Consider the following 18,336-nt stretch of genomic DNA (forward strand, 5'->3'; position numbering starts at 1 on the left):
AAAATTGTGTTCATCACCTGCTTATGTTGCCCGTTTATGTGGATAACGACACTACACGGGCTCAGCCTTGCATTAAACTCAGTCAACTCATTGTTTCCTAAGCAGATTCAGTGAGCAGAACTTTTATGGCTGTTTAAATATTGGACGATATGCTGGGTTTCAGGCATAAATAGCACTATAAGCTTGTTCAGAGCCTTTATCATGGTGTAAGTCTCTCCCACCTGAGCGTTATCATTTCGCATCCTCAGCGTACCACCTCGCAGATACTTTATCCTGTACATGGCGTCTTCATCAATCCAGAAGGTGGGTGAACTGCGGTTGATTAAGGCTTGGTTGATGGCAAGTTACAGAGAGTTTTTAGCTGGCTTTAAGGATTTAGGTGCTCACTCGTGTATTTGGAATGTATTTATTTTGCGTGATGGTTCTTATCTGGAGCAAAAGTTGGCGCAGGGCTAATCTTTTGCTCCATAGTCGAGAATACTTTTAGTGTTTAATCTATATTTCTTTTTGATTTACTCGGGTTGATAGCTCTGAAGCGCTTTCTTTGCGTTCGCTATATCGGTTCGTGAGGAAATCAACATTGCCCCTCAGGAGTAAAGTGAATTTCATCAATTCCTCCATAACATCAACTACGCGATCGTAGTAAGGCGAAGGTTTCATTCGGCCTGCCTCGTCAAACTCTAACCAAGCTTTTGCGATTGAAGACTGGTTGGGTATGGTGAACATGCGCATCCATCGTCCCAATATACGCATTTGGTTTAGTGTGTTGAAGGACTGTGAACCACCACTCACCTGCATTATTGCTAATGTCTTACCTTGTGAAGGCCGGACAGCACCTTCAGCCAAAGGGATCCAATCGATTTGGGCTTTCATAATACTGGTCATCGCACCGTGGCGTTCTGGTGAACACCACACCATACCTTCGCACCAACGTACCATTTCTCTTAGTTCCATGACTTTGGGATGACTGTCAGGCGCATCATCAGGAAGTGGAAGTCCAGAAGGGTTAAAAATACGCACCTCTGCGCCCATGTGTGTTAATAGTCGAGCGGCTTCTTCCGTCGTCAGTCGGCTATAGGAGCGTTCTCGTACTGAGCCATAAAGCATCAGTATTCTAGGCGGATGGGTTAGAGGAGTTAGATTAAAACAGTTCATATCCATGTTATTAACCATTAATTCTTGTTTGAGCGCTGGCATATCGTGGTTTAGTGGTTTCATGTGCGAACTCTTTGTCCCTGTTCATTAATGATGATTTCGCCATCTTCTTTGGTGAAAGGGCCTTGTTGTGCTTTGGTCAAAATATCAAGCACTGTCTCAGACGGGCGACAGAGTTTTGTGCCTCGCGGCGTAACGACGATAGGACGGTTAATTAAAATGGGATAAGTCAGCATGAAGTTAACCAGTTCTTCATCATTAAATGTGTCTTCAGAAAGTCCTAGTCGTTCAAATGGTTCAACATTGTTGCGTAGCAATGAACGCACAGAGATTTTCATCTCATTAATTAGCTTAAGTAATTCATCGCGGGAGGGTGGCGTTTCTAAGTAGTGGATGATTTGGGGTTCGACTCCACTATTACGGATCAATGCTAAAGTGTTGCGCGATGTGCCACAGGCTGGATTGTGGTAAATCTTAATGCTGTCATCAATCATATTAGTCATAACATGTCTCTGATAAATAATCGCTTATAAATTTATCCATAGGCACTAAACAGATGCTCTAGTGCCCATGGACGAAGATTAGAAGGAGAGGCGCAGCGTCAGTGCCGCTAGGGTGACAAATAGCACCGGTAGCGTCATCACAATGCCGACGCGGAAATAATAACCCCAGGTAATATTAATATTTTTCTGCGCCAGTACATGCAGCCATAGCAGGGTTGCTAAACTGCCGATGGGGGTGATTTTAGGACCTAAATCGCTACCAATTACGTTAGCGTAAATCATGGCCTCTTTAATCACGCCAGTTGCATTGCTACCGTCTATCGACAGGGCGCCGATTAACACTGTGGGCATGTTGTTCATGATGGAGGATAAAAACGCGACCAAGAAGCCCGTGCCCATAGTGGCAGCCCAAAGCCCTTGTTCTGCCAAGCTATTTAATACGCTCGATAGGTAATCGGTTAAGCCTGCGTTGCGAAGACCATAAACAACCAAATACATGCCTAATGAAAAGATCACTATCTGCCATGGCGCGCCGCGAAGTACCTTAGTGGTATCTATGGCTTGGCCTTTTTTCGCGACCATAAACAGGATCAGGGCGCCCACGGCAGCCACTAAACTCACAGGCACACCGAGCGGTTCTAAGCCAAAAAAGCCCACCAAGAGTAAGACTAATACGCCCCAACCAGTTTTAAAGGTGTTGAGGTCGCGAATGGCGGCCTTAGGTTCGCGTAGTTTTTGCAAGTCGTAGGTCGCGGGAATATCTTTGCGGAAAAACAGATGCAGCATGACTAAGGTGGCACTAATAGCAGCAATATCGACAGGCACCATCACAGAGGCGTATTCGTTAAAACCTATGTTGAAGAAGTCCGCTGAAACAATATTGACTAGGTTAGAGACAATTAACGGCAAACTTGCGGTATCGGCAATAAAACCCGCCGCCATTACAAAGGCTAAGGTTGCTCCGGCGCTAAAGCCCAGAGCCAGTAACATAGCAATCACTATGGGGGTGAGGATCAGCGCCGCGCCATCATTGGCAAACAATGCGGCAACAGTCGCGCCGAGTAATACTATGTAAGTAAAGAGTAAACGCCCACGACCTTTGCCCCAACGGGCCACATGTAGCGCGGCCCATTCGAAAAATCCCGACTCATCCAATAATAAACTGATGATGATCACGGCAATAAAGGTGGCGGTCGCATTCCAGACAATATTCCATACCACAGGAATATCCCCTAAGTGGACCACACCCAGTAGTAAGGCCAATACGGCGCCCAAGGTAGCACTCCAACCTATGCCTAACCCCTTAGGTTGCCAAATTACTAACACTATGGTGAGAACAAAAATTGCCCCTGCTAACCACATACAAGCTCCTCAAAGAGTAGAGATTGTCTACCCGTAACCATAAAATAATGCCTCACCTAACGATATTGTCGGTGGGTCTGAATGATTTTTTATATGTGAATTTTCGTATGTATCTTAGTGTTGAACACTATACTCAAACACCATTTTGACTAATGCGTGAAACTTAAAGTGATCTTATATACGGATATTTACATATATGAAAATTCGTATATATTGTACAAGGTCTTTCCAAAAGATCCATAGCCATGAAAAATGAGTGTTGTTTCTTACCGCTCACAGCTTGCTGTTTGAATGAGCCTTTAGGAAAGTTAACAAAAGGATCAAAATGTTTGTACTAGTTCAGTCTAAGGGCATCAATGATTAATCCAACCCAGTTTTTTAAATGTTTAGCCGATGAAACCCGCTTGCGTTGCATGATGTTGATACAGCAAGAGGGGGAGCTCTGTGTCTGTGAATTGACCGAGGCATTGCAAGAGACCCAGCCTAAGATTTCGCGACATTTGGCCCAATTACGTAAATGCGGTTTATTAGTTGATCGCCGTCAGGGGCAATGGATTTTCTATCGTATCAATAATGACTTACCCAAATGGAGTCAGTTAGTGCTGAGTGAAGTTACCAACCAAAACACTGTATTCCTTGAAGAAAATATGCGTAATTTGTGCAAGATGGGCGGGCGTCCTGACCGTGCTAAAGCTTGCTGCTAGAAGACTAGCAGCAAAAATTTAACCTCAAATATACGTTTTTTCATATGTTTACGTGTCTAAAGTTTTGCTTAATATTAAGGTGGCGTAACAATGCTGCAAATATTTTCAGATTTAGCGGGCTGGTTAACTTTTGATTTGATGGGTTTAGAGCCCAATACTAAGCTCGCCGACGCCATCCATTTTTTTATTGAAGATACCACTAAGATTTTTGCGCTCCTGTTGCTGATGATTTATGGCATCGCTTTGATGCGGGCTTCGCTCAATGTTGAGCGTGTTCGGGATTACTTGGCGGGTAAAAATCGTTTTGTCGGTTACTTTATGGGATCGGGTTTTGGCGCTGTTACCCCATTCTGCTCATGTTCTAGCATTCCGGTTTTTTTAGGTTTCACTTCCGCGGGGATCCCCGTTGGGATCACTATGGCGTTTCTGATCACTTCGCCGTTAATTAATGAAGTCGCCGTTCTGTTGCTTGTGAGTCTGCTGGGCTGGCAGTTCACTGTGATATACGTGCTAGTCGGCATGTCAGTGGGTATGTTGGCGGGGGCATTTTTAGACTCGATTCGCGCTGAGCGTTGGCTGCAGTCCTTTGCCGCCAAAGCACTCGAACAAGGTAAGGCGCAAGCAAGTCACGATAATAGCGAGGGTATGACATCAATATCCATGACGTTAACGGAACGGCATGAATTTGCGAAAGGCGAGACCCTAGAGATTTTTGGCAGAGTGTGGAAATGGGTCATTATTGGGGTTGGGCTTGGCGCCGCACTCCATGGATTTGTGCCTGACGGTTGGATCGAAGCCCACTTAGGCGATGGTCAATGGTGGTCAGTTCCTGCGGCGGTATTGATTGGTATTCCTCTGTATTCCAATGCCACAGGGGTTATCCCTATCATGGAGAGCCTTATCACTAATGGCTTGCCCGTAGGGACGACATTGGCATTTTGTATGTCTACGGTTGCCGCCAGTTTTCCCGAGTTCATTTTGCTCAAGCAGGTGATGCAATGGCGTTTGCTGGCCATCGTTTTTGCTATTTTATTGATTTCATTCACCTTAATCGGTTGGATCTTTAACGCTATAGGTCCCATTCTGTGAGGATTATAAAAATGTTAAATATCAAAGTATTAGGTAGTGGATGCGCTAAATGCACTAAAACCGCTGAGATTATTACCGCCATTGCCAACGAGAAGGGCATCAACGCGGCTATATCGAACAGATAACGCTTTAATCTTAAACAAATAATATAAAACACCTAATATAAAACTGAGTGTGAAGGATGCCGGTATGACAATCAAAATCGGGATAAATGGCTTTGGCCGTATGGGACGTTTAGCATTGCGCGCTGCTTGGGGCTGGGAAGAGGTTGAGTTTGTGCAGATTAATGATCCCGCAGGGGATGCGGCGACCTTAGCCCATTTGCTGACATTCGATTCTGTGCATGGCCGCTGGCAACATGAGGCGAGCAGCGATGGCGATGACATCATTATCGATGGCAAGCGTATTCGCTGTACTCGCAATAAAACCATCGCCGAAACCGATTGGTCCGCCTGCGATGTGGTGATTGAAGCCTCGGGTAAGATGAAAACCAAAGAAGTGTTGCAAGCTTATTTAGATCAAGGCGTTAAACGTGTTGTGGTCACAGCGCCCGTTAAAGAAGAGGGCGTGTTAAACGTTGTCATGGGGGTGAATCATCAACTCTATGACAAAGCTATTCATCCTATTGTAACCGCGGCCTCCTGTACCACTAACTGTTTGGCGCCAATCGTCAAAGTGATCCACGAAAACCTCGGCATAGTGCATGGTTCCATGACAACCATTCATGATATTACCAACACTCAAACTATTTTAGATGCCCCGCATAAAGATCTCCGCCGTGCGCGGGCCTGTGGTTTAAGCCTAATCCCTACGACAACAGGCTCTGCGACGGCTATTACCCATATTTTCCCTGAACTCAAAGGTAAGCTTAACGGCCATGCGGTGCGGGTGCCATTAGCGAACGCCTCATTAACCGATTGCGTGTTCGAGGTGAGTCGCAAAACGACCGAAGCTGAGGTCAATCGCCTGTTAAAAGAAGCGGCAGATGGACCGCTAAAAGGCATTTTAGGTTATGAGGAACGTCCATTAGTCTCGGTCGATTATAAAACCGATCCGCGTTCGAGCATTATCGATGCGCTATCGACCATGATTATCAATGGCACTCAGGTCAAACTCTACGCTTGGTATGACAACGAGTGGGGTTATGCCAATCGCACCGTCGAATTGGCCCGCATGGTCGGTCTGATGGATAAGGCATAAGTTTTATGGCTAAGCTGACAGGGTTCTTGTCTAACATATCACCCGAGATCCGCCAGTATTTGGTAGTCACAGGCAACTATTGGGCATTCACGCTCACCGATGGCGCATTACGTATGTTAGTGGTGCTCCATTTCCATGGATTAGGTTATAGCCCGCTGCAAATTGCCATGCTATTCCTTTTCTATGAAATCTTTGGGGTGGTAACGAACTTAGTCGGCGGCTGGCTCGGGGCGCGTTTAGGCTTAAATAAGACCATGAATGTGGGCCTATTTATGCAGATTGTCGCCCTTAGCATGCTGCTTGTGCCTAGCAGTATGCTTACGGTTGCTTGGGTGATGGCGGCGCAGGCCTTGTCGGGTATCGCTAAAGATCTCAATAAGATGAGTGCTAAGAGCAGTATCAAGTTGTTGGTGCCTAGTGATGCTCAGGGTGAGCTGTATAAGTGGGTTGCCATGCTCACTGGATCCAAAAATGCGCTAAAGGGCGCGGGGTTCTTCTTGGGCGGCGCCTTACTGACCCTGTTTGGATTCCAGCAGGCCGTGTTAGGCATGGCGATTGGCCTATTGCTGGTGTGGATTTTTAGTCTGTTAAGTTTGCAACGCGATTTAGGTAAAGCCAAAAACAAACCTAAGTTCACGGAAATTTTCTCTAAGAGTCCGGCGGTAAACACGCTTTCTGCCGCACGCATGTTTTTGTTTGGTGCGCGTGATGTGTGGTTTGTGGTGGCTTTACCCGTTTATTTGGCCTCAGCCTTTGGTTGGGATCATTGGTATGTCGGCGGTTTTCTCGCACTCTGGGTAATAGGTTATGGCATAGTGCAAGGCTTCGCACCTCGCTTGACGGGGACAAAGTCGGCGAGCCAAAACAAGGTTCCCGATGGACGTAGCGCCTTAGGTTGGGCGGCGATATTGAGCATAGTGCCGGCAGGCATTGCGCTGGCGATAAGTTATGACTTCCATGCCGCGAATATACTGATTTGGGGATTGATGCTGTTTGGCGCCTTATTCGCGATCAACTCTTCATTACACAGTTATCTTATCGTCAGTTATGCGGATGAAGATGGCGTATCGTTAGATGTGGGTTTTTACTACATGGCTAATGCTATGGGGCGTTTGATCGGGACTGTGTTGTCTGGCTGGGTGTATCAAGTGTATGGCATGGCGGCTTGTCTGTGGATATCGGCGGCATTTATTGCGTTAGCGGCGCTTATCTCAATCAAACTGCCTCGGCATAAAGCGATATCAGATGGTGCTTAATACTTACCTAAGCTATCCCTGAGTTGTTGCAGTTTTTTTATTCAATGCCCGCCAAAGTATGGTGGGTATTTTAATCACTCTGATGTTAACTGAAGTTTTTTGATTTTGAGCAAACAACTCTCTATACTCCGGCCTGTTTTATACACGTCATTATGTCGCTATTCCCAATAGCACAACTATTTTTAATGCAGTCAAATTTGAGTTGGCTCATATAAGTGAGGTTATTTTTCGGTGATGAGCATTAAGCCGCATTAGTTTAATCCTTCCTTCTTGGATCGTTAAGATCCGTCCTTAGTCGCTACCGACTCGGTAGTTGTTTTGCTGTACCCCATAATCCCAATTGCATTTCGTCACCTTGACGCATAAGTACCTTATTGGCTATGCGCTGACATTTGAGTCAAGTGTTGATATTAGCTATTGGAAGATATGATTAAATTTCAATCAGAGTGAGTGACATGATACAAACCATGAAAAAAGAGTGGTTCTCCAACATACGCGGAGATCTGTTAGCCGGTATTGTGGTTGCACTGGCGTTAGTCCCTGAGGCAATTGCCTTTTCTATTATTGCAGGCGTCGATCCTAAAGTCGGCCTGTATGCTTCATTCTGTATCGCAGTGGTCATCGCGTTTACAGGTGGCCGTCCTGGCATGATCTCTGCCGCAACGGGTGCTATGGCGTTGTTGATGGTGACCTTAGTGAAGGAACACGGCCTCGAGTATTTACTCGCGGCGACCCTATTAACTGGTGTGCTGCAAATTGCCGCGGGTTACTTAAAGCTAGGAAGCTTGATGCGTTTCGTCTCCCGCTCTGTGGTGACGGGCTTTGTGAATGCACTGGCGATTCTGATCTTTATGGCCCAGTTGCCCGAACTGACCAATGTGACTTGGCATGTCTATGCGATGACGATTGCAGGTCTTGGTATTATCTATTTATTCCCACTTATCCCTGTGATCGGTAAATCCGTACCTTCGCCTCTCGTGTGTATTGTCGGATTAACACTTTTTGCGGTTTATATGGGGTTAGATATTCGTACTGTCGGTGACATGGGGCAACTACCTGATACTTTGCCTATTTTCCTCTGGCCTGAAGTGCCATTGACCCTTGAAACTCTGATGATCATCTTCCCTTATTCGGCCGGCCTTGCCGTGGTGGGTTTGCTGGAATCTATGATGACTGCCACCATAGTCGATGATTTAACCGATACCCAAAGCGATAAGAATCGCGAGTGTAAGGGCCAAGGTATTGCCAATATCGGCGCGGGTTTAATGGGCGGTATGGCTGGTTGCGCTATGATTGGTCAGTCGATCATCAACGTTAAATCGGGTGGTCGCGGACGGTTATCGACCTTTTCAGCGGGGGTATTTCTACTCATATTGATTGTATTCCTCGGCGAATGGTTAAAGCTCATCCCTATGGCGGCACTGGTTGCCGTGATGATCATGGTGTCTATCGGTACTTTCTCTTGGGATTCAATTTGTAATCTTAAGCATCATCCAATATCAACCAACCTTGTGATGGTGGCGACCGTTGCTGTGGTGGTCGCTACCCATAACTTAGCTATGGGAGTATTTGTGGGGGTATTACTCGCGTCCCTGTTCTTTGCTAATAAAGTGGGCCGTTTTATGGTGGTTAAGAGTGTAACGGCTGCTACCGACGCAGGTCGCCATTATCAAGTTATTGGGCAAGTCTTTTTTGCCTCGGCAGATAAGTTCAGTAATTCATTTGATTTTAGGGAAGTGGTTGATAAGGTGACTATCGACTTATCTCAAGCGCATTTCTGGGATATTACTGCGGTATCGGCCCTAGACAAGGTGGTGATTAAATTCCGTCGCGAGGGAACTGAAGTGGAGTTAATTGGCCTTAACCAAGCCAGTGCAACCATAGTCGATAAATTTGGGGTGCACGATAAGCCTGAAGACGTTGAAAACATGATGTCTGGTCACTAAGCCCTTAGCAACACAGGAAAAGGAAAATACGATGACAAATGTGATTGCCTGTATCGACGGTTCAAAAGTGACACTCGCCGTATGTGACGCCAGTGGCTGGGCCGCTCAGCAACTGGATGCCCCAGTAACTCTATTGCATGTATTGGATAAGTCTGCTTATCCGATAGAGTCAAATCTATCAGGAAATATTGGTCTAGGTACACGGGAGCACTTACTCAATGAAATGGTTGAGCTTGAAGCGCGTCGAGGCAAACTCGCACTTGAGCAGGGTAAGTATATGCTGCAAGACGCAAAAGTCCGCGTTGTTGAGAAACAGCCTAGCAGAGTGGTTGCAACCTTGCAGCGTCACGGCGATTTAGTCGAAACTCTGTTAGAGCAAGAATCCCATGCCAGACTGGTGGTGATGGGCCGTCAAGGGGAGCAGCATCAAGACCAAGCGCAGGCCATTGGCAGCCATTTAGAAAATGTCATTCGCACGCTTAAGCAGCCTATTTTAGTGGTGATGGACGAGTTTACTGCACCGAAGCGATTTATGATCGCCTATGATGGCAGCATTACTGCGAAAAAAGCCCTTAATCAAGTGCTAACGAGTCCGCTCTTGAAAGGGCTCGAATGTCATTTAGTGATGGTGTCTGATGATCAATCGCTGGCGACAGCTGAACTGGCGTTGGTGACCGAATCTCTGATTGCGGCGGATTTCAATGTGGTTACCGCCGTTTGTCAGGGAGAAGTGCAAACGGCCCTTGAGATCTATCAACTTGAGCATCAAATCGATCTTATGGTGATGGGCGCCTATGGTCATTCGCGTATTCGGGAGTTTTTTGTGGGTAGTAACACCACAAGGATGATCAGTAAAAGCCATATCCCCTTGTTATTACTTCGCTAAGTTAAATATGCATTTCAACTTATTTCGCTCAATCCTAATGACTTGGTTTTAGTTAGAACATCCGAGTCAGAAGCTTGAGGTAATTATTTAAGAAAAAACGGCGAGCATTTAGGCTCGCCGTTTGATATCACAGCCGAATGGCTCGTCTTAGTTAGCTTTAGGCTCAAAGCTAAAGGCTTGACCCGCAAGAGCGGCTTCAAACATTAAGCCGCCTTTTGCTGCGGTAAATACTGCCATGCCGTTGATATAAGAGCCGCTCGCCGAGCGATTACCACCCGATTGGCCTGCGCCTGCTGAGTTGCCTGTGGTTCCTGCTTGAGCGCTTGCTCCCATGTTGATGGCAACTGCCGACGCTTGGGCGTCAAACTCGAAACTGCCGCTCGTGAAGGCTTCATAGGCTTTGGCATCTTTAAAGAAGATGATCTCGCTGTAGGCTTGTCCACCTAATTGAAAACCGATGGATAATTGAGTCAGACTCGAATCACCCATATAGGCACCGCCTTGGTAGACTCGGCCCTTGCCATAGGCTGCACCGATCCCAATTCCGCCTTTACCCACAGTTGGGAATAAAGCATAGCCATAGGCTGTGTCGAAAAATTTACTGGTTTCTTTCGCTTTTTGGAAATTGACTACAGCCTGATCGTAGCTTTCATCTGCATGTACAGTTGGGGCTGCAAATAGGCTCACAATAAGGCATGTTGATGCCGCAATGGCTGTTAAAAATGATTTCATGGTAACGCCTCTTCAAGTCTTTAGTTGTTCCAGACTAGCCTTTATCGACACAAATGACAGCCAAAAGTGACATATGTGTCAGCTTAGGTTCAGTGTTCGACTTAATGGTTGGAGTGATATTGGTGGTGATGATTGGAGTGCAGTTTCGCCAATTAGTTCTTAGGTGGCGAAGAACCTTGGTTTTTTTCTGCATCGTCCTGCTGAACTTGATGCAAAAAGTCATACTCCTCTGGGGTGAGAATATTTTCAATGACGAGTGGGCGTTGCTCTAGCTCTGGTTCGGCCATGCGGCCTTTTAAGTAGGCAGAGCGGGTGATTTGCTTTAGCCCATACACCGCCAGCATATACATGCTCAGTAGTAAGGTCAGCCTTGGCAATGCGTGGGAAAGTAGCGATAGATTATCACCAAGATAGAAAGGCAAGATCACCACAAATACGCGGATTAACCAATTCAACAACATGGCCAAGGTCAAGCTTATCAGCCAACGAAACCGAATGGTGCCGAGCGCCTCTTGGGTTTGAGTGACATCTCTTTGATTGCGCTTATGTCGACGAAACAACATCCACAGCGCGATAAAGTAAAAACAGGTTTGTACAGATAACAGCGCTGGGAGTAGAGCGCCCCATTGGCTGATACTCATTTCTTTAAGCATCAGAGCTATGGGTTGCCACTCGTTGATGGGATGCGCAGTTAATCTTAGGGCAATATCTAAAATGGCGAAAACTAATGTTAATGCAGATGGCCAGTAATGCTTTGAAAAACCTAGCGGTTTATTGGTTGGCGCTAAACTGCGTTTGCAATAGAGATAGAGCAAAGGCATGAGCAAAAAATAGATAGGGTTAATCAGATTGAATAGGATATGAATGGGAATTGGACTGTTATCGCGGTTCAACATACCCGTGAGGAAGTATAGAGCAATAAGACTTAAGAAAGCGGCGAGGAGTTTTTGGTTAGCGTCTGGGTGATAGAAATAGCGAATATAAATAGCTAACGCGAGGCAATGTACGCCTCCAAATAATGACAACCACCAGTAAGCTTGAGTGAAAAAACTATGAAACTCGTTCATATGCGATACCTCGAGCCCTGTTATATCAGGGAAATCGGCTCGGTAAAAGTATCGCCGTTAGTTTTTCTGCTGGCTTGCTATGCGCCGATGACGATTTGAAGCCGCCTCTGGCACAACGCTGGGAACGGGAATGCGTTCCGCGAGTAAGTGTTTGATTGCACGAACGGGATGCGGTAATAACATCCGTGGACCAGAAAAGATCATGATCTCTTTGACGATTTGTTTCTGCGCGGGTTTGTAGCAATGCACTGGGCATTTATTACAGGTGGGTTTGTTTTGTCCGTAGGGGCAGCGATCTAGGCGTGTTGCGGCATAATCCAATAACTCAATGCAATCTGCACATAGGCTCGTCGCGTCTTGGCCTTGGTGTTTCGCCTTGCAATAAATCGTCACCATTGCGGCAATGGTTTGGTGTTCGTACAAGAGTTTGCCCGTAAGCAGTGTGGCTGTGCCCATTGGAATACCTTAGCTTGTCACTCGGATATCCCATCATAGGCAGTGAAATTGGCGCTGACAAAACGAAAGCGCCAATTTATGAAGGTGCGCACAAAATGGGGCTTTAAATAATCCAACTATCCCCAATGTCACACCTAAAAATAAATCTTAGATATGCATCACTTTGTCGGCGGCCAGTGTCCAGCGAGTTAAATCTTGTAGTGTGCCTATGTGCGCACCTTCGATAATCATTTCCGCTGTGACGCCTCGTGCTTGAGCGCAGGTCTTGCAAAGTAGAATAGGAACTTGTTGTGCCGAGAGAATTTCAAACATCTGCTGCAGGTTGTAGCTTAAGTCAGGTGTGGTTTGATTTTTGAGTGCGCCAAACACGGCATCTGACATGAGAAAAAGTTTAAGATCGACCGCTTGCTCGTCCTGATCCTTCAGGGCTAATGCGATGCGTAAGCTATTAAATAGCTTTTCTGTTCCGTAGGGACTGGCATGGGCCACGATAAGAATACTTTGCATCAGGTTTTCCTTATGTTTGTTATAAGCAGGTGGATGGGGGGATTAGGGAACTCGATTGTGCCAGTCTAGCGCAATTGGCTATAACTATTTGAGCGCAAGATCGTATAAAAAGGCATAAATACTTGATTTGCACCGACACAATGGACTTTAATAGCGGTTAATCTCTGCTCAATTTTTAGCTAGACTCGGTTGCCATGGACACTGTCCTAATGGACGTTGGCAAACCCATTGACACGGCTTCTGATGAGAAGCGGCCATCAAAGGTGAACAAGAATGAAGATCTTAGTCGTATTTATACTGATTGCTGTCGGGGTGTTTTTATTCCTTCGCGCGCAGCGATTGGCGAAAGAAGAACAAGAGGCGATGAAACCCAAGTCGACCTCGGTAAAACCTGTAGTTCCCACCGAAGAGGCACCTATTTTCTCCGCTGTTGAGCCCGAGCGTGTAGAACCTGAGCCAGTTAACAGGGTTGAGGATACTGGTGTGGCTGAAGTAGAGCCCGTTATCGAAGTTGAAGCCGAATTAATGCCCCGTGAGACCGAAAGCCCTGCGAGCATTTCGGTGGCGCTAGATACAGATATCATCGAAGTCGATATTCCTGCGGCCCATAATGAAGAGGCGGTGATCATTTTAGGCGCCACGCCTGCAGATGAACAAGATGACGTTAAGACTGAAGCAGAGCCAGCATCGAACACACGTTCTGAGGTCGGTGCGCCAGGGGCTTGGGCGAATGTGACTTTAGTTCGGGCCTTTGAGGAGTATCAAGGAGCGACGTCAGCCAGTGCTCGCTATACCGCGCTGCAAAATATGATTGCTGAATGCTACAAACAGCGTAAATCGGCGGATTACCTCAACTATGGTGCTCAATTAGCGGAAGAGTATATTGCACTGTTCCAAGCGGCTAGCGCCGAGCAAGGCAAAGATACTGAGCTTAAATCTTCCGGTTTCCTGCATTTAGCCACCTTGCTAAATGATACCCAAGCCTTCGATGCCGCCATTGTCATCTGTCGTAAAGCACTCGAGCTTGGGCTGAGCGATGGCACTGTCACTGGCTTTGAGGGCCGAATCAACCGGATTGAGAAAGCACAGACTAAAGCAACCACGGCTTGATATGTTGTAGGGAGCGCTTAGCGGGTAAACCCTTAGTCGAAAAGCGGTTATTTCCCTCGTCTAAGCAGTGTAGAATCCCTGCTAACTGAATGCGCAAAAGGCGAACTAAGGTTCGCTTTTTTTATGGGCTTAATAGGGGAAAAATGAAACTAAGCTATGCCTTACCGAATGTCTTATTCGGGCTTGGATTATTGCTACTCAGTGGCTGTACTAAAACCCCAGAATGGACCCTATTTTATTATCCCGATGTGAGTGCCATTCCGGTGACACCTTTGCAGGCCGAAGATATTAATGGTTACTACGATACTCTAGCGCAATGCCAGAGCAAGGCTCATGGTATGCAACGCCTAAGTCGTTCTGGCGTGAGTGGTTTTGGCCTTGGATCTTATCAATGTGGGCACCTATGCGAGTTCGACGATAAGTCGGTGCTGGTTTGCAAGACCATGAGCCAATAGGTGGACAAGATGAAGTTTAAACAGGATTTTTTTACTCAGCTGCCTGAGTTTTACTCGCAAGTATATCCACAAGGGATAACTAAGCCTGAATGGCTGGCATGGAGTAATGACGCCGCCCAATTGATAGGCTTAAGTCAACCCACCGATGAGCTGTTATTGGGCTTATCTGGCAATGCTGCCGTCGATGGCGCGACTTACTATGCCCAAGTCTATAGTGGCCACCAGTTTGGCGGTTACACGCCGCGCTTAGGGGATGGACGTTCGATCATTTTAGGTGAAGCGATTGGTCCAAATGGCGCATGGGATGTCGCCCTTAAAGGCGGCGGTCCGACGCCTTATTCGCGCCGTGGTGATGGCCGTGCTGTGATGCGCTCCGCGGTGCGTGAGTTTTTAGTCTCTGAGGCGCTGCATCATTTACATGTGCCGACGACCCGTGCCTTGGCGGTGATTGGCTCTGACCTACCCGTATGGCGCGAGAGCCAAGAAACCGCAGCCATTACCGTGCGTTTAGCCCGCAGCCATATTCGTTTCGGTCATTTCGAGTTTTTCTGCCACAGTGAGCGCGGCCGTGCCGATAAGCTGATTCAATTACTCAACTTCACTATTACTCAGCATTATCCCCATTTGAGTTGTGATGCCGCAGGCTATAAAGCGTGGTTTTTACAGGTAGTGCAAGATACCGCCAAGATGATTGCCCACTGGCAGGCGGTCGGTTTTGCCCATGGCGTGATGAACACAGACAATATGTCGATTCTAGGTGACAGTTTTGACTTCGGCCCCTTTGCGTTCCTCGATACATTCCAAGAAGACTTTATCTGTAATCATTCGGATCCCGAAGGTCGCTATGCCTTTGGTCAGCAGCCGGGCGTCGGTTTGTGGAACTTGCAACGTTTAGCACAGGCGCTCACACCAGTGATCCCATCCGATGACTTAATTGCCATTCTTAATCAATACCAAGAGGCGCTAGTGCAGCCTTATTTGCGCTTGATGCGGGCAAAACTAGGTCTATCAGCAGTTGATGTTTCGTCGGTAGAGCAGGACAAACAGGATCTCGAACTTATAGGTCGATTTACTGTGCTGATGGAGAAAAATCAACTCGATTACACTCAGACTTGGCGTCAATTAGGCAAGTTAGATCCAACCAGCAAACACAGTGCGCTGCGGGATGACTTTATCGATGTCTGTCAGTTTGATGTTTGGTATCAAGCCTATCAACAGCGATTGGGCGTGGTGGCTGATATCCCAGCGTGGCAAACTGGGCGCAATAGTGTGAATCCCAAATATATTTTGCGTAACTATTTAGCCCAAGAGGCGATAATCGCAGTGGAAGAGGGTAATCTTGCGCCGCTGCATTTGCTGCAAAAAATCTTAACTCAGCCCTTTGCCGAACACGCAGAGCATGAAGACTTGGCCAAGCGTCCACCGGACTGGGGCCAAGGTTTGATCATGTCATGTAGTAGTTGATTGGATAACAAGCATGAAATTACCAAGCACGCACCTAAAAGCCATTAGCTTAGATACCATTCGCTTAGATAGAAGCGCCTTAAGTTTAGCGGTCAGTGCGGATATCGATTTTGATCGTTTCGCCGACTTTGCCGAACCTTTCGCTGCGGCGCTCGATTGCACTGTGCGCGAGCGTCAGTGGGGCGCTGACAGGCATCAATGGTTATTAGAATTTGAAGGCAGCCAGTTATGGCTCAATTATGAGTTTTACGGCAACATTTGCTGGCTCTCGACCGAACGAGAAGCCGATTTTGAGGTGCTGGAATACTTAGCCACTTTGCTGCAACCTCACCTAAGAGTGAACTGAATATGAGTCAGAATATGACGCCACCAACCACGAGTTCTAGCGGCGCAGAGTTCCATTTTCAAGCCCTAACACCGGATTTGATCTTAGATGCGATCGAAAGTCTGGGCGTGTACCCAGAAACGGGCTTACTCGCGCTGAACAGTTACGAGAACCGCGTTTATCAGTTCCGTAGCGATGAAGGACTGCGTTATGTGGTGAAGTTCTATCGCCCAGACCGTTGGAGCGATGCGCAGATCCAAGAGGAACATGATTATGCGCTCGCACTCGCGGCAGAAGATATCCCGATTGCCGTACCTGTAATTATCGAAGGCCATACGTTACACAAGTACCAAGGTTATCGATTTACCCTGTTTCCTTCCTTGGGTGGTCGCGCCTTCGAAGTCGATAATTTAGAGCAGCTGGAATTAGTGGGTCGGTTCATCGGTCGTATACATCAGTACGCGGCGCAAACGGTATTTGCTGAACGTGAACCGCTGAATCCGCAGATTTTAGGCGCCGAGCCGCTCGCGTGGTTAAAGCAATCTAATCTGGTGCCTAATAGCCTACGCTTGCCGTTCTTTACCGTAGTAGAGCAGGTGCTGGCTAAGGCGAATGCGATTTGGGATCGCCAAGATTTTGCGGCCATTCGTTTGCACGGCGATTTACACCCAGGCAATATTTTGTGGACGCCAGACGGTCCCGGATTCGTCGATTTAGACGATGCTCGCATGGGACCGGCGATTCAAGATTTATGGATGATGCTAACCGGGGATAGAGCGCAGCAACTGATGCAGCTTGAGATCTTACTCGAAGCCTATGAAGAATTTTGTGAGTTTGATACAAGACAGTTAGCCTTGATTGAACCGTTGCGAGCGCTGCGTATGGTGCATTACAACGCGTGGATTGGCCGTCGCTGGGACGATCCTGCTTTCCCGATGAACTTCCCGTGGTTTGGGGATGAAAAGTATTGGGAACAGCAGATTTTGGCGTTCAAAGAGCAATTATTTGCCCTTAGCGAACCACCACTGAGCCTAGTGCCGTATTAGCATTGAGCAAAATATGATGTCACAGACGTATCTTGTGACATTAGATTGAACTCTTAAGCTTGAGTTACACTCAAAAAATGGAATATGTTAGTCTCCAGCCAATTTATCAAAATGATTTAAGGAATTTTCATGAAAAAAGTATTACTCATGGCCGCGGCTTTATTACTGGCGCCACTGGCAGTATCGGCTGTGGAATACCAAGAAGGTGTGCATTACACAGTGATTAACGATGGCCCAGCAACAGCGAAGCCTGAGATTACTGAGTTTTTCTCTTTCTATTGTCCGCATTGTTTTACTTTCTCTAAAACCGTAGTGCCAAAAATTCTCACCGATAAGCCAGAAGGCGTTGCGTTTAACCAAGCACACGTTGATTTTATCGGCAAAGAGATGGGGGTTGAAATGTCACGCGCATTTGCAGTCGCACATCAGTTAAACGTCGATGAGAAAATGGATGCGGCGTTATTCTCTGCTATTCATGAGAAGAAACAGCATTTTACTAATCGCGATGATGTTCGTGCTGTGTTTATTGCTAACGGTGTCGATGGTAAAACCTTCGATGCGGCCGCAGAGTCTTTCATGGTAAAGGCGCAAATGGCAAAGATGAAGCGTGATACTGAAAACGCTAAGCTGACGGGTGTACCCGCTCTGGTTGTTAACGGTAAGTACCGTGTTGAAACAGGGGCAATCAAATCCTACGACGAGCTGTTAGAAATTGCTTTCTACCTAGCAAGAAAATAATTCGATAGGCGTTACCCGCACTGCTGTCATATGAGCGGATGATAATGCTGTATCGATTGCATGTTAAAGAGAGCCTAAGGGCTCTTTTTTATTGTCATCCCCAAACCACCGCCTCTGGCGGTGGTGATTGTTCCTTGAGGCTATAGCCTGAATTACGCCCATGCTAAAAGAGACTTCTTATTCACCACAAGTAAGAGGAAACGAAAAGCATGGGCGATTATAGAAGTTCATCACATGTTTATTGGCGTTGCAAATATCATATTGTTTGGACTCCGAAGTACCGTTTTAAAATATTAAAAGGAAACCTTGGTAAGGAGTTATACAGGTCAATTTAT

The 18,336-nt window shown here is 46.7% G+C and carries 21 protein-coding genes and 1 pseudogene; 14 read left to right on the top strand and 8 right to left on the bottom strand.

Translation table 11 applies throughout. From position 1 onward, the window contains the following. Positions 1–107: 107 nt before the first annotated feature. The 4 genes and pseudogenes from L5M18_RS10280 to L5M18_RS10295 form a co-directional block, all read right to left on the bottom strand. Positions 108–296, bottom strand: a pseudogene (locus L5M18_RS10280) (hypothetical protein); the annotation flags it as partial. Between the two features lie 199 nt (positions 297–495). Then, a complete protein-coding gene (gene arsH, locus L5M18_RS10285) occupies positions 496–1,218 on the bottom strand; it encodes an arsenical resistance protein ArsH (protein ID WP_317629895.1) in 723 nt (240 codons plus the stop codon). Continuing rightward, the gene (gene arsC / locus L5M18_RS10290) at positions 1,215–1,649 is read right to left on the bottom strand and encodes a glutaredoxin-dependent arsenate reductase (protein WP_263178934.1); all 435 of its coding nucleotides are present in this window, start codon (positions 1,647–1,649) and stop codon (positions 1,215–1,217) included. The genes arsH and arsC overlap by 4 nt, the downstream gene beginning before the upstream one ends. A gap of 87 nt (positions 1,650–1,736) precedes the next feature. Then, positions 1,737–3,020 carry an arsenic transporter gene (locus L5M18_RS10295; RefSeq protein WP_263196838.1) on the bottom strand — a complete coding sequence of 428 codons (1,284 nt, stop codon included), beginning with the start codon at positions 3,018–3,020 and terminating at the stop codon, positions 1,737–1,739. A 356-nt stretch (positions 3,021–3,376) separates the two neighbouring features. Between L5M18_RS10295 and L5M18_RS10300 the strand changes: the two genes are divergently transcribed. From L5M18_RS10300 to L5M18_RS10330, 7 genes are all read left to right on the top strand, one after another. Further along, positions 3,377–3,724, top strand: coding sequence for a metalloregulator ArsR/SmtB family transcription factor (locus tag L5M18_RS10300; RefSeq protein ID WP_263147605.1), 348 nt, complete (start codon positions 3,377–3,379; stop codon positions 3,722–3,724). A 90-nt stretch (positions 3,725–3,814) separates the two neighbouring features. Beyond that, a complete protein-coding gene (locus tag L5M18_RS10305; RefSeq protein ID WP_263196840.1) occupies positions 3,815–4,813 on the top strand; it encodes a permease in 999 nt (332 codons plus the stop codon). Between the two features lie 11 nt (positions 4,814–4,824). Next, positions 4,825–4,938: a thioredoxin family protein gene (locus tag L5M18_RS10310; protein WP_173248055.1), complete on the top strand. Its 114-nt coding sequence runs from the start codon at positions 4,825–4,827 to the stop codon at positions 4,936–4,938. 64 nt (positions 4,939–5,002) lie between these two features. After that, entirely contained in the window at positions 5,003–6,013 is a 1,011-nt protein-coding gene (locus L5M18_RS10315; protein WP_263196841.1) for an ArsJ-associated glyceraldehyde-3-phosphate dehydrogenase, read from the top strand. A 5-nt stretch (positions 6,014–6,018) separates the two neighbouring features. Then, positions 6,019–7,269, top strand: a complete 1,251-nt coding sequence (arsJ, locus tag L5M18_RS10320; RefSeq protein ID WP_263196842.1) for an organoarsenical effux MFS transporter ArsJ — start codon at positions 6,019–6,021, stop codon at positions 7,267–7,269. Positions 7,270–7,724: 455 nt separating this feature from the next. After that, positions 7,725–9,215, top strand: coding sequence for a SulP family inorganic anion transporter (locus L5M18_RS10325; RefSeq protein ID WP_263196843.1), 1,491 nt, complete (start codon positions 7,725–7,727; stop codon positions 9,213–9,215). Positions 9,216–9,246: 31 nt separating this feature from the next. After that, positions 9,247–10,101 carry a universal stress protein gene (locus L5M18_RS10330; protein WP_263196844.1) on the top strand — a complete coding sequence of 285 codons (855 nt, stop codon included), beginning with the start codon at positions 9,247–9,249 and terminating at the stop codon, positions 10,099–10,101. A 147-nt stretch (positions 10,102–10,248) separates the two neighbouring features. On the opposite strand, the gene L5M18_RS10335 is transcribed toward L5M18_RS10330, so the two are convergent. The 4 genes from L5M18_RS10335 to L5M18_RS10350 all read right to left on the bottom strand — a co-directional run bounded on the left by L5M18_RS10335 (position 10,249) and on the right by L5M18_RS10350 (position 12,863). Continuing rightward, the gene (locus L5M18_RS10335) at positions 10,249–10,833 is read right to left on the bottom strand and encodes a YSC84-related protein (protein WP_105250489.1); all 585 of its coding nucleotides are present in this window, start codon (positions 10,831–10,833) and stop codon (positions 10,249–10,251) included. 152 nt (positions 10,834–10,985) lie between these two features. Next, on the bottom strand, positions 10,986–11,900 hold the full coding sequence (locus L5M18_RS10340; protein ID WP_105250488.1) for a hypothetical protein: 915 nt from the start codon (positions 11,898–11,900) through the stop codon (positions 10,986–10,988). 57 nt (positions 11,901–11,957) lie between these two features. Next, entirely contained in the window at positions 11,958–12,356 is a 399-nt protein-coding gene (locus L5M18_RS10345) for a nitrous oxide-stimulated promoter family protein (RefSeq protein WP_212600618.1), read from the bottom strand. 147 nt (positions 12,357–12,503) lie between these two features. Further along, on the bottom strand, positions 12,504–12,863 hold the full coding sequence (locus L5M18_RS10350) for a DsrE/DsrF/TusD sulfur relay family protein (RefSeq protein WP_006083495.1): 360 nt from the start codon (positions 12,861–12,863) through the stop codon (positions 12,504–12,506). A 273-nt stretch (positions 12,864–13,136) separates the two neighbouring features. Here L5M18_RS10350 and L5M18_RS10355 point away from each other — a divergent pair, with 273 nt between their 5' ends. The 7 genes from L5M18_RS10355 to L5M18_RS10385 form a co-directional block, all read left to right on the top strand. Further along, positions 13,137–13,973: a hypothetical protein gene (locus L5M18_RS10355; protein WP_263196847.1), complete on the top strand. Its 837-nt coding sequence runs from the start codon at positions 13,137–13,139 to the stop codon at positions 13,971–13,973. 143 nt (positions 13,974–14,116) lie between these two features. After that, positions 14,117–14,428, top strand: coding sequence for a hypothetical protein (locus L5M18_RS10360; protein WP_131524950.1), 312 nt, complete (start codon positions 14,117–14,119; stop codon positions 14,426–14,428). Positions 14,429–14,437: 9 nt separating this feature from the next. Further along, positions 14,438–15,892 carry a protein adenylyltransferase SelO gene (locus tag L5M18_RS10365; protein WP_263196849.1) on the top strand — a complete coding sequence of 485 codons (1,455 nt, stop codon included), beginning with the start codon at positions 14,438–14,440 and terminating at the stop codon, positions 15,890–15,892. 13 nt (positions 15,893–15,905) lie between these two features. Further along, the gene (locus tag L5M18_RS10370) at positions 15,906–16,238 is read left to right on the top strand and encodes a DUF3630 family protein (RefSeq protein ID WP_263196850.1); all 333 of its coding nucleotides are present in this window, start codon (positions 15,906–15,908) and stop codon (positions 16,236–16,238) included. A 2-nt stretch (positions 16,239–16,240) separates the two neighbouring features. Further along, a complete protein-coding gene (locus L5M18_RS10375) occupies positions 16,241–17,263 on the top strand; it encodes a serine/threonine protein kinase (protein WP_263147576.1) in 1,023 nt (340 codons plus the stop codon). Between the two features lie 129 nt (positions 17,264–17,392). Next, entirely contained in the window at positions 17,393–18,001 is a 609-nt protein-coding gene (locus tag L5M18_RS10380; protein WP_113941610.1) for a thiol:disulfide interchange protein DsbA/DsbL, read from the top strand. A gap of 209 nt (positions 18,002–18,210) precedes the next feature. Continuing rightward, positions 18,211–18,336, top strand: a 126-nt coding sequence (locus tag L5M18_RS10385; RefSeq protein WP_263196057.1) for a transposase, incomplete at its 3' end; no start/stop codon positions are given.

The sequence above is a fragment of the Shewanella sp. SM20 genome (assembly GCF_025654545.1).
GTDB classification, from domain to species: Bacteria; Pseudomonadota; Gammaproteobacteria; order Enterobacterales; family Shewanellaceae; genus Shewanella; species Shewanella oncorhynchi.

Excerpts from the sequence above, each read along its gene's own strand:
- arsH (WP_317629895.1), bottom strand. The coding sequence starts at position 1,218 with ATGAAACCACTAAACCACGATATGCCAGCGCTCAAACAAGAATTAATG.
- arsC (WP_263178934.1), bottom strand. The coding sequence starts at position 1,649 with ATGATTGATGACAGCATTAAGATTTACCACAATCCAGCCTGTGGCACA.
- L5M18_RS10295 (WP_263196838.1), bottom strand. The coding sequence starts at position 3,020 with ATGTGGTTAGCAGGGGCAATTTTTGTTCTCACCATAGTGTTAGTAATT.
- L5M18_RS10300 (WP_263147605.1), top strand. The coding sequence starts at position 3,377 with ATGATTAATCCAACCCAGTTTTTTAAATGTTTAGCCGATGAAACCCGC.
- L5M18_RS10305 (WP_263196840.1), top strand. The coding sequence starts at position 3,815 with ATGCTGCAAATATTTTCAGATTTAGCGGGCTGGTTAACTTTTGATTTG.
- L5M18_RS10310 (WP_173248055.1), top strand. The coding sequence starts at position 4,825 with ATGTTAAATATCAAAGTATTAGGTAGTGGATGCGCTAAATGCACTAAA.
- L5M18_RS10315 (WP_263196841.1), top strand. The coding sequence starts at position 5,003 with ATGACAATCAAAATCGGGATAAATGGCTTTGGCCGTATGGGACGTTTA.
- arsJ (WP_263196842.1), top strand. The coding sequence starts at position 6,019 with ATGGCTAAGCTGACAGGGTTCTTGTCTAACATATCACCCGAGATCCGC.
- L5M18_RS10325 (WP_263196843.1), top strand. The coding sequence starts at position 7,725 with ATGATACAAACCATGAAAAAAGAGTGGTTCTCCAACATACGCGGAGAT.
- L5M18_RS10330 (WP_263196844.1), top strand. The coding sequence starts at position 9,247 with ATGACAAATGTGATTGCCTGTATCGACGGTTCAAAAGTGACACTCGCC.
- L5M18_RS10335 (WP_105250489.1), bottom strand. The coding sequence starts at position 10,833 with ATGAAATCATTTTTAACAGCCATTGCGGCATCAACATGCCTTATTGTG.
- L5M18_RS10340 (WP_105250488.1), bottom strand. The coding sequence starts at position 11,900 with ATGAACGAGTTTCATAGTTTTTTCACTCAAGCTTACTGGTGGTTGTCA.
- L5M18_RS10345 (WP_212600618.1), bottom strand. The coding sequence starts at position 12,356 with ATGGGCACAGCCACACTGCTTACGGGCAAACTCTTGTACGAACACCAA.
- L5M18_RS10350 (WP_006083495.1), bottom strand. The coding sequence starts at position 12,863 with ATGCAAAGTATTCTTATCGTGGCCCATGCCAGTCCCTACGGAACAGAA.
- L5M18_RS10355 (WP_263196847.1), top strand. The coding sequence starts at position 13,137 with ATGAAGATCTTAGTCGTATTTATACTGATTGCTGTCGGGGTGTTTTTA.
- L5M18_RS10360 (WP_131524950.1), top strand. The coding sequence starts at position 14,117 with ATGAAACTAAGCTATGCCTTACCGAATGTCTTATTCGGGCTTGGATTA.
- L5M18_RS10365 (WP_263196849.1), top strand. The coding sequence starts at position 14,438 with ATGAAGTTTAAACAGGATTTTTTTACTCAGCTGCCTGAGTTTTACTCG.
- L5M18_RS10370 (WP_263196850.1), top strand. The coding sequence starts at position 15,906 with ATGAAATTACCAAGCACGCACCTAAAAGCCATTAGCTTAGATACCATT.
- L5M18_RS10375 (WP_263147576.1), top strand. The coding sequence starts at position 16,241 with ATGAGTCAGAATATGACGCCACCAACCACGAGTTCTAGCGGCGCAGAG.
- L5M18_RS10380 (WP_113941610.1), top strand. The coding sequence starts at position 17,393 with ATGAAAAAAGTATTACTCATGGCCGCGGCTTTATTACTGGCGCCACTG.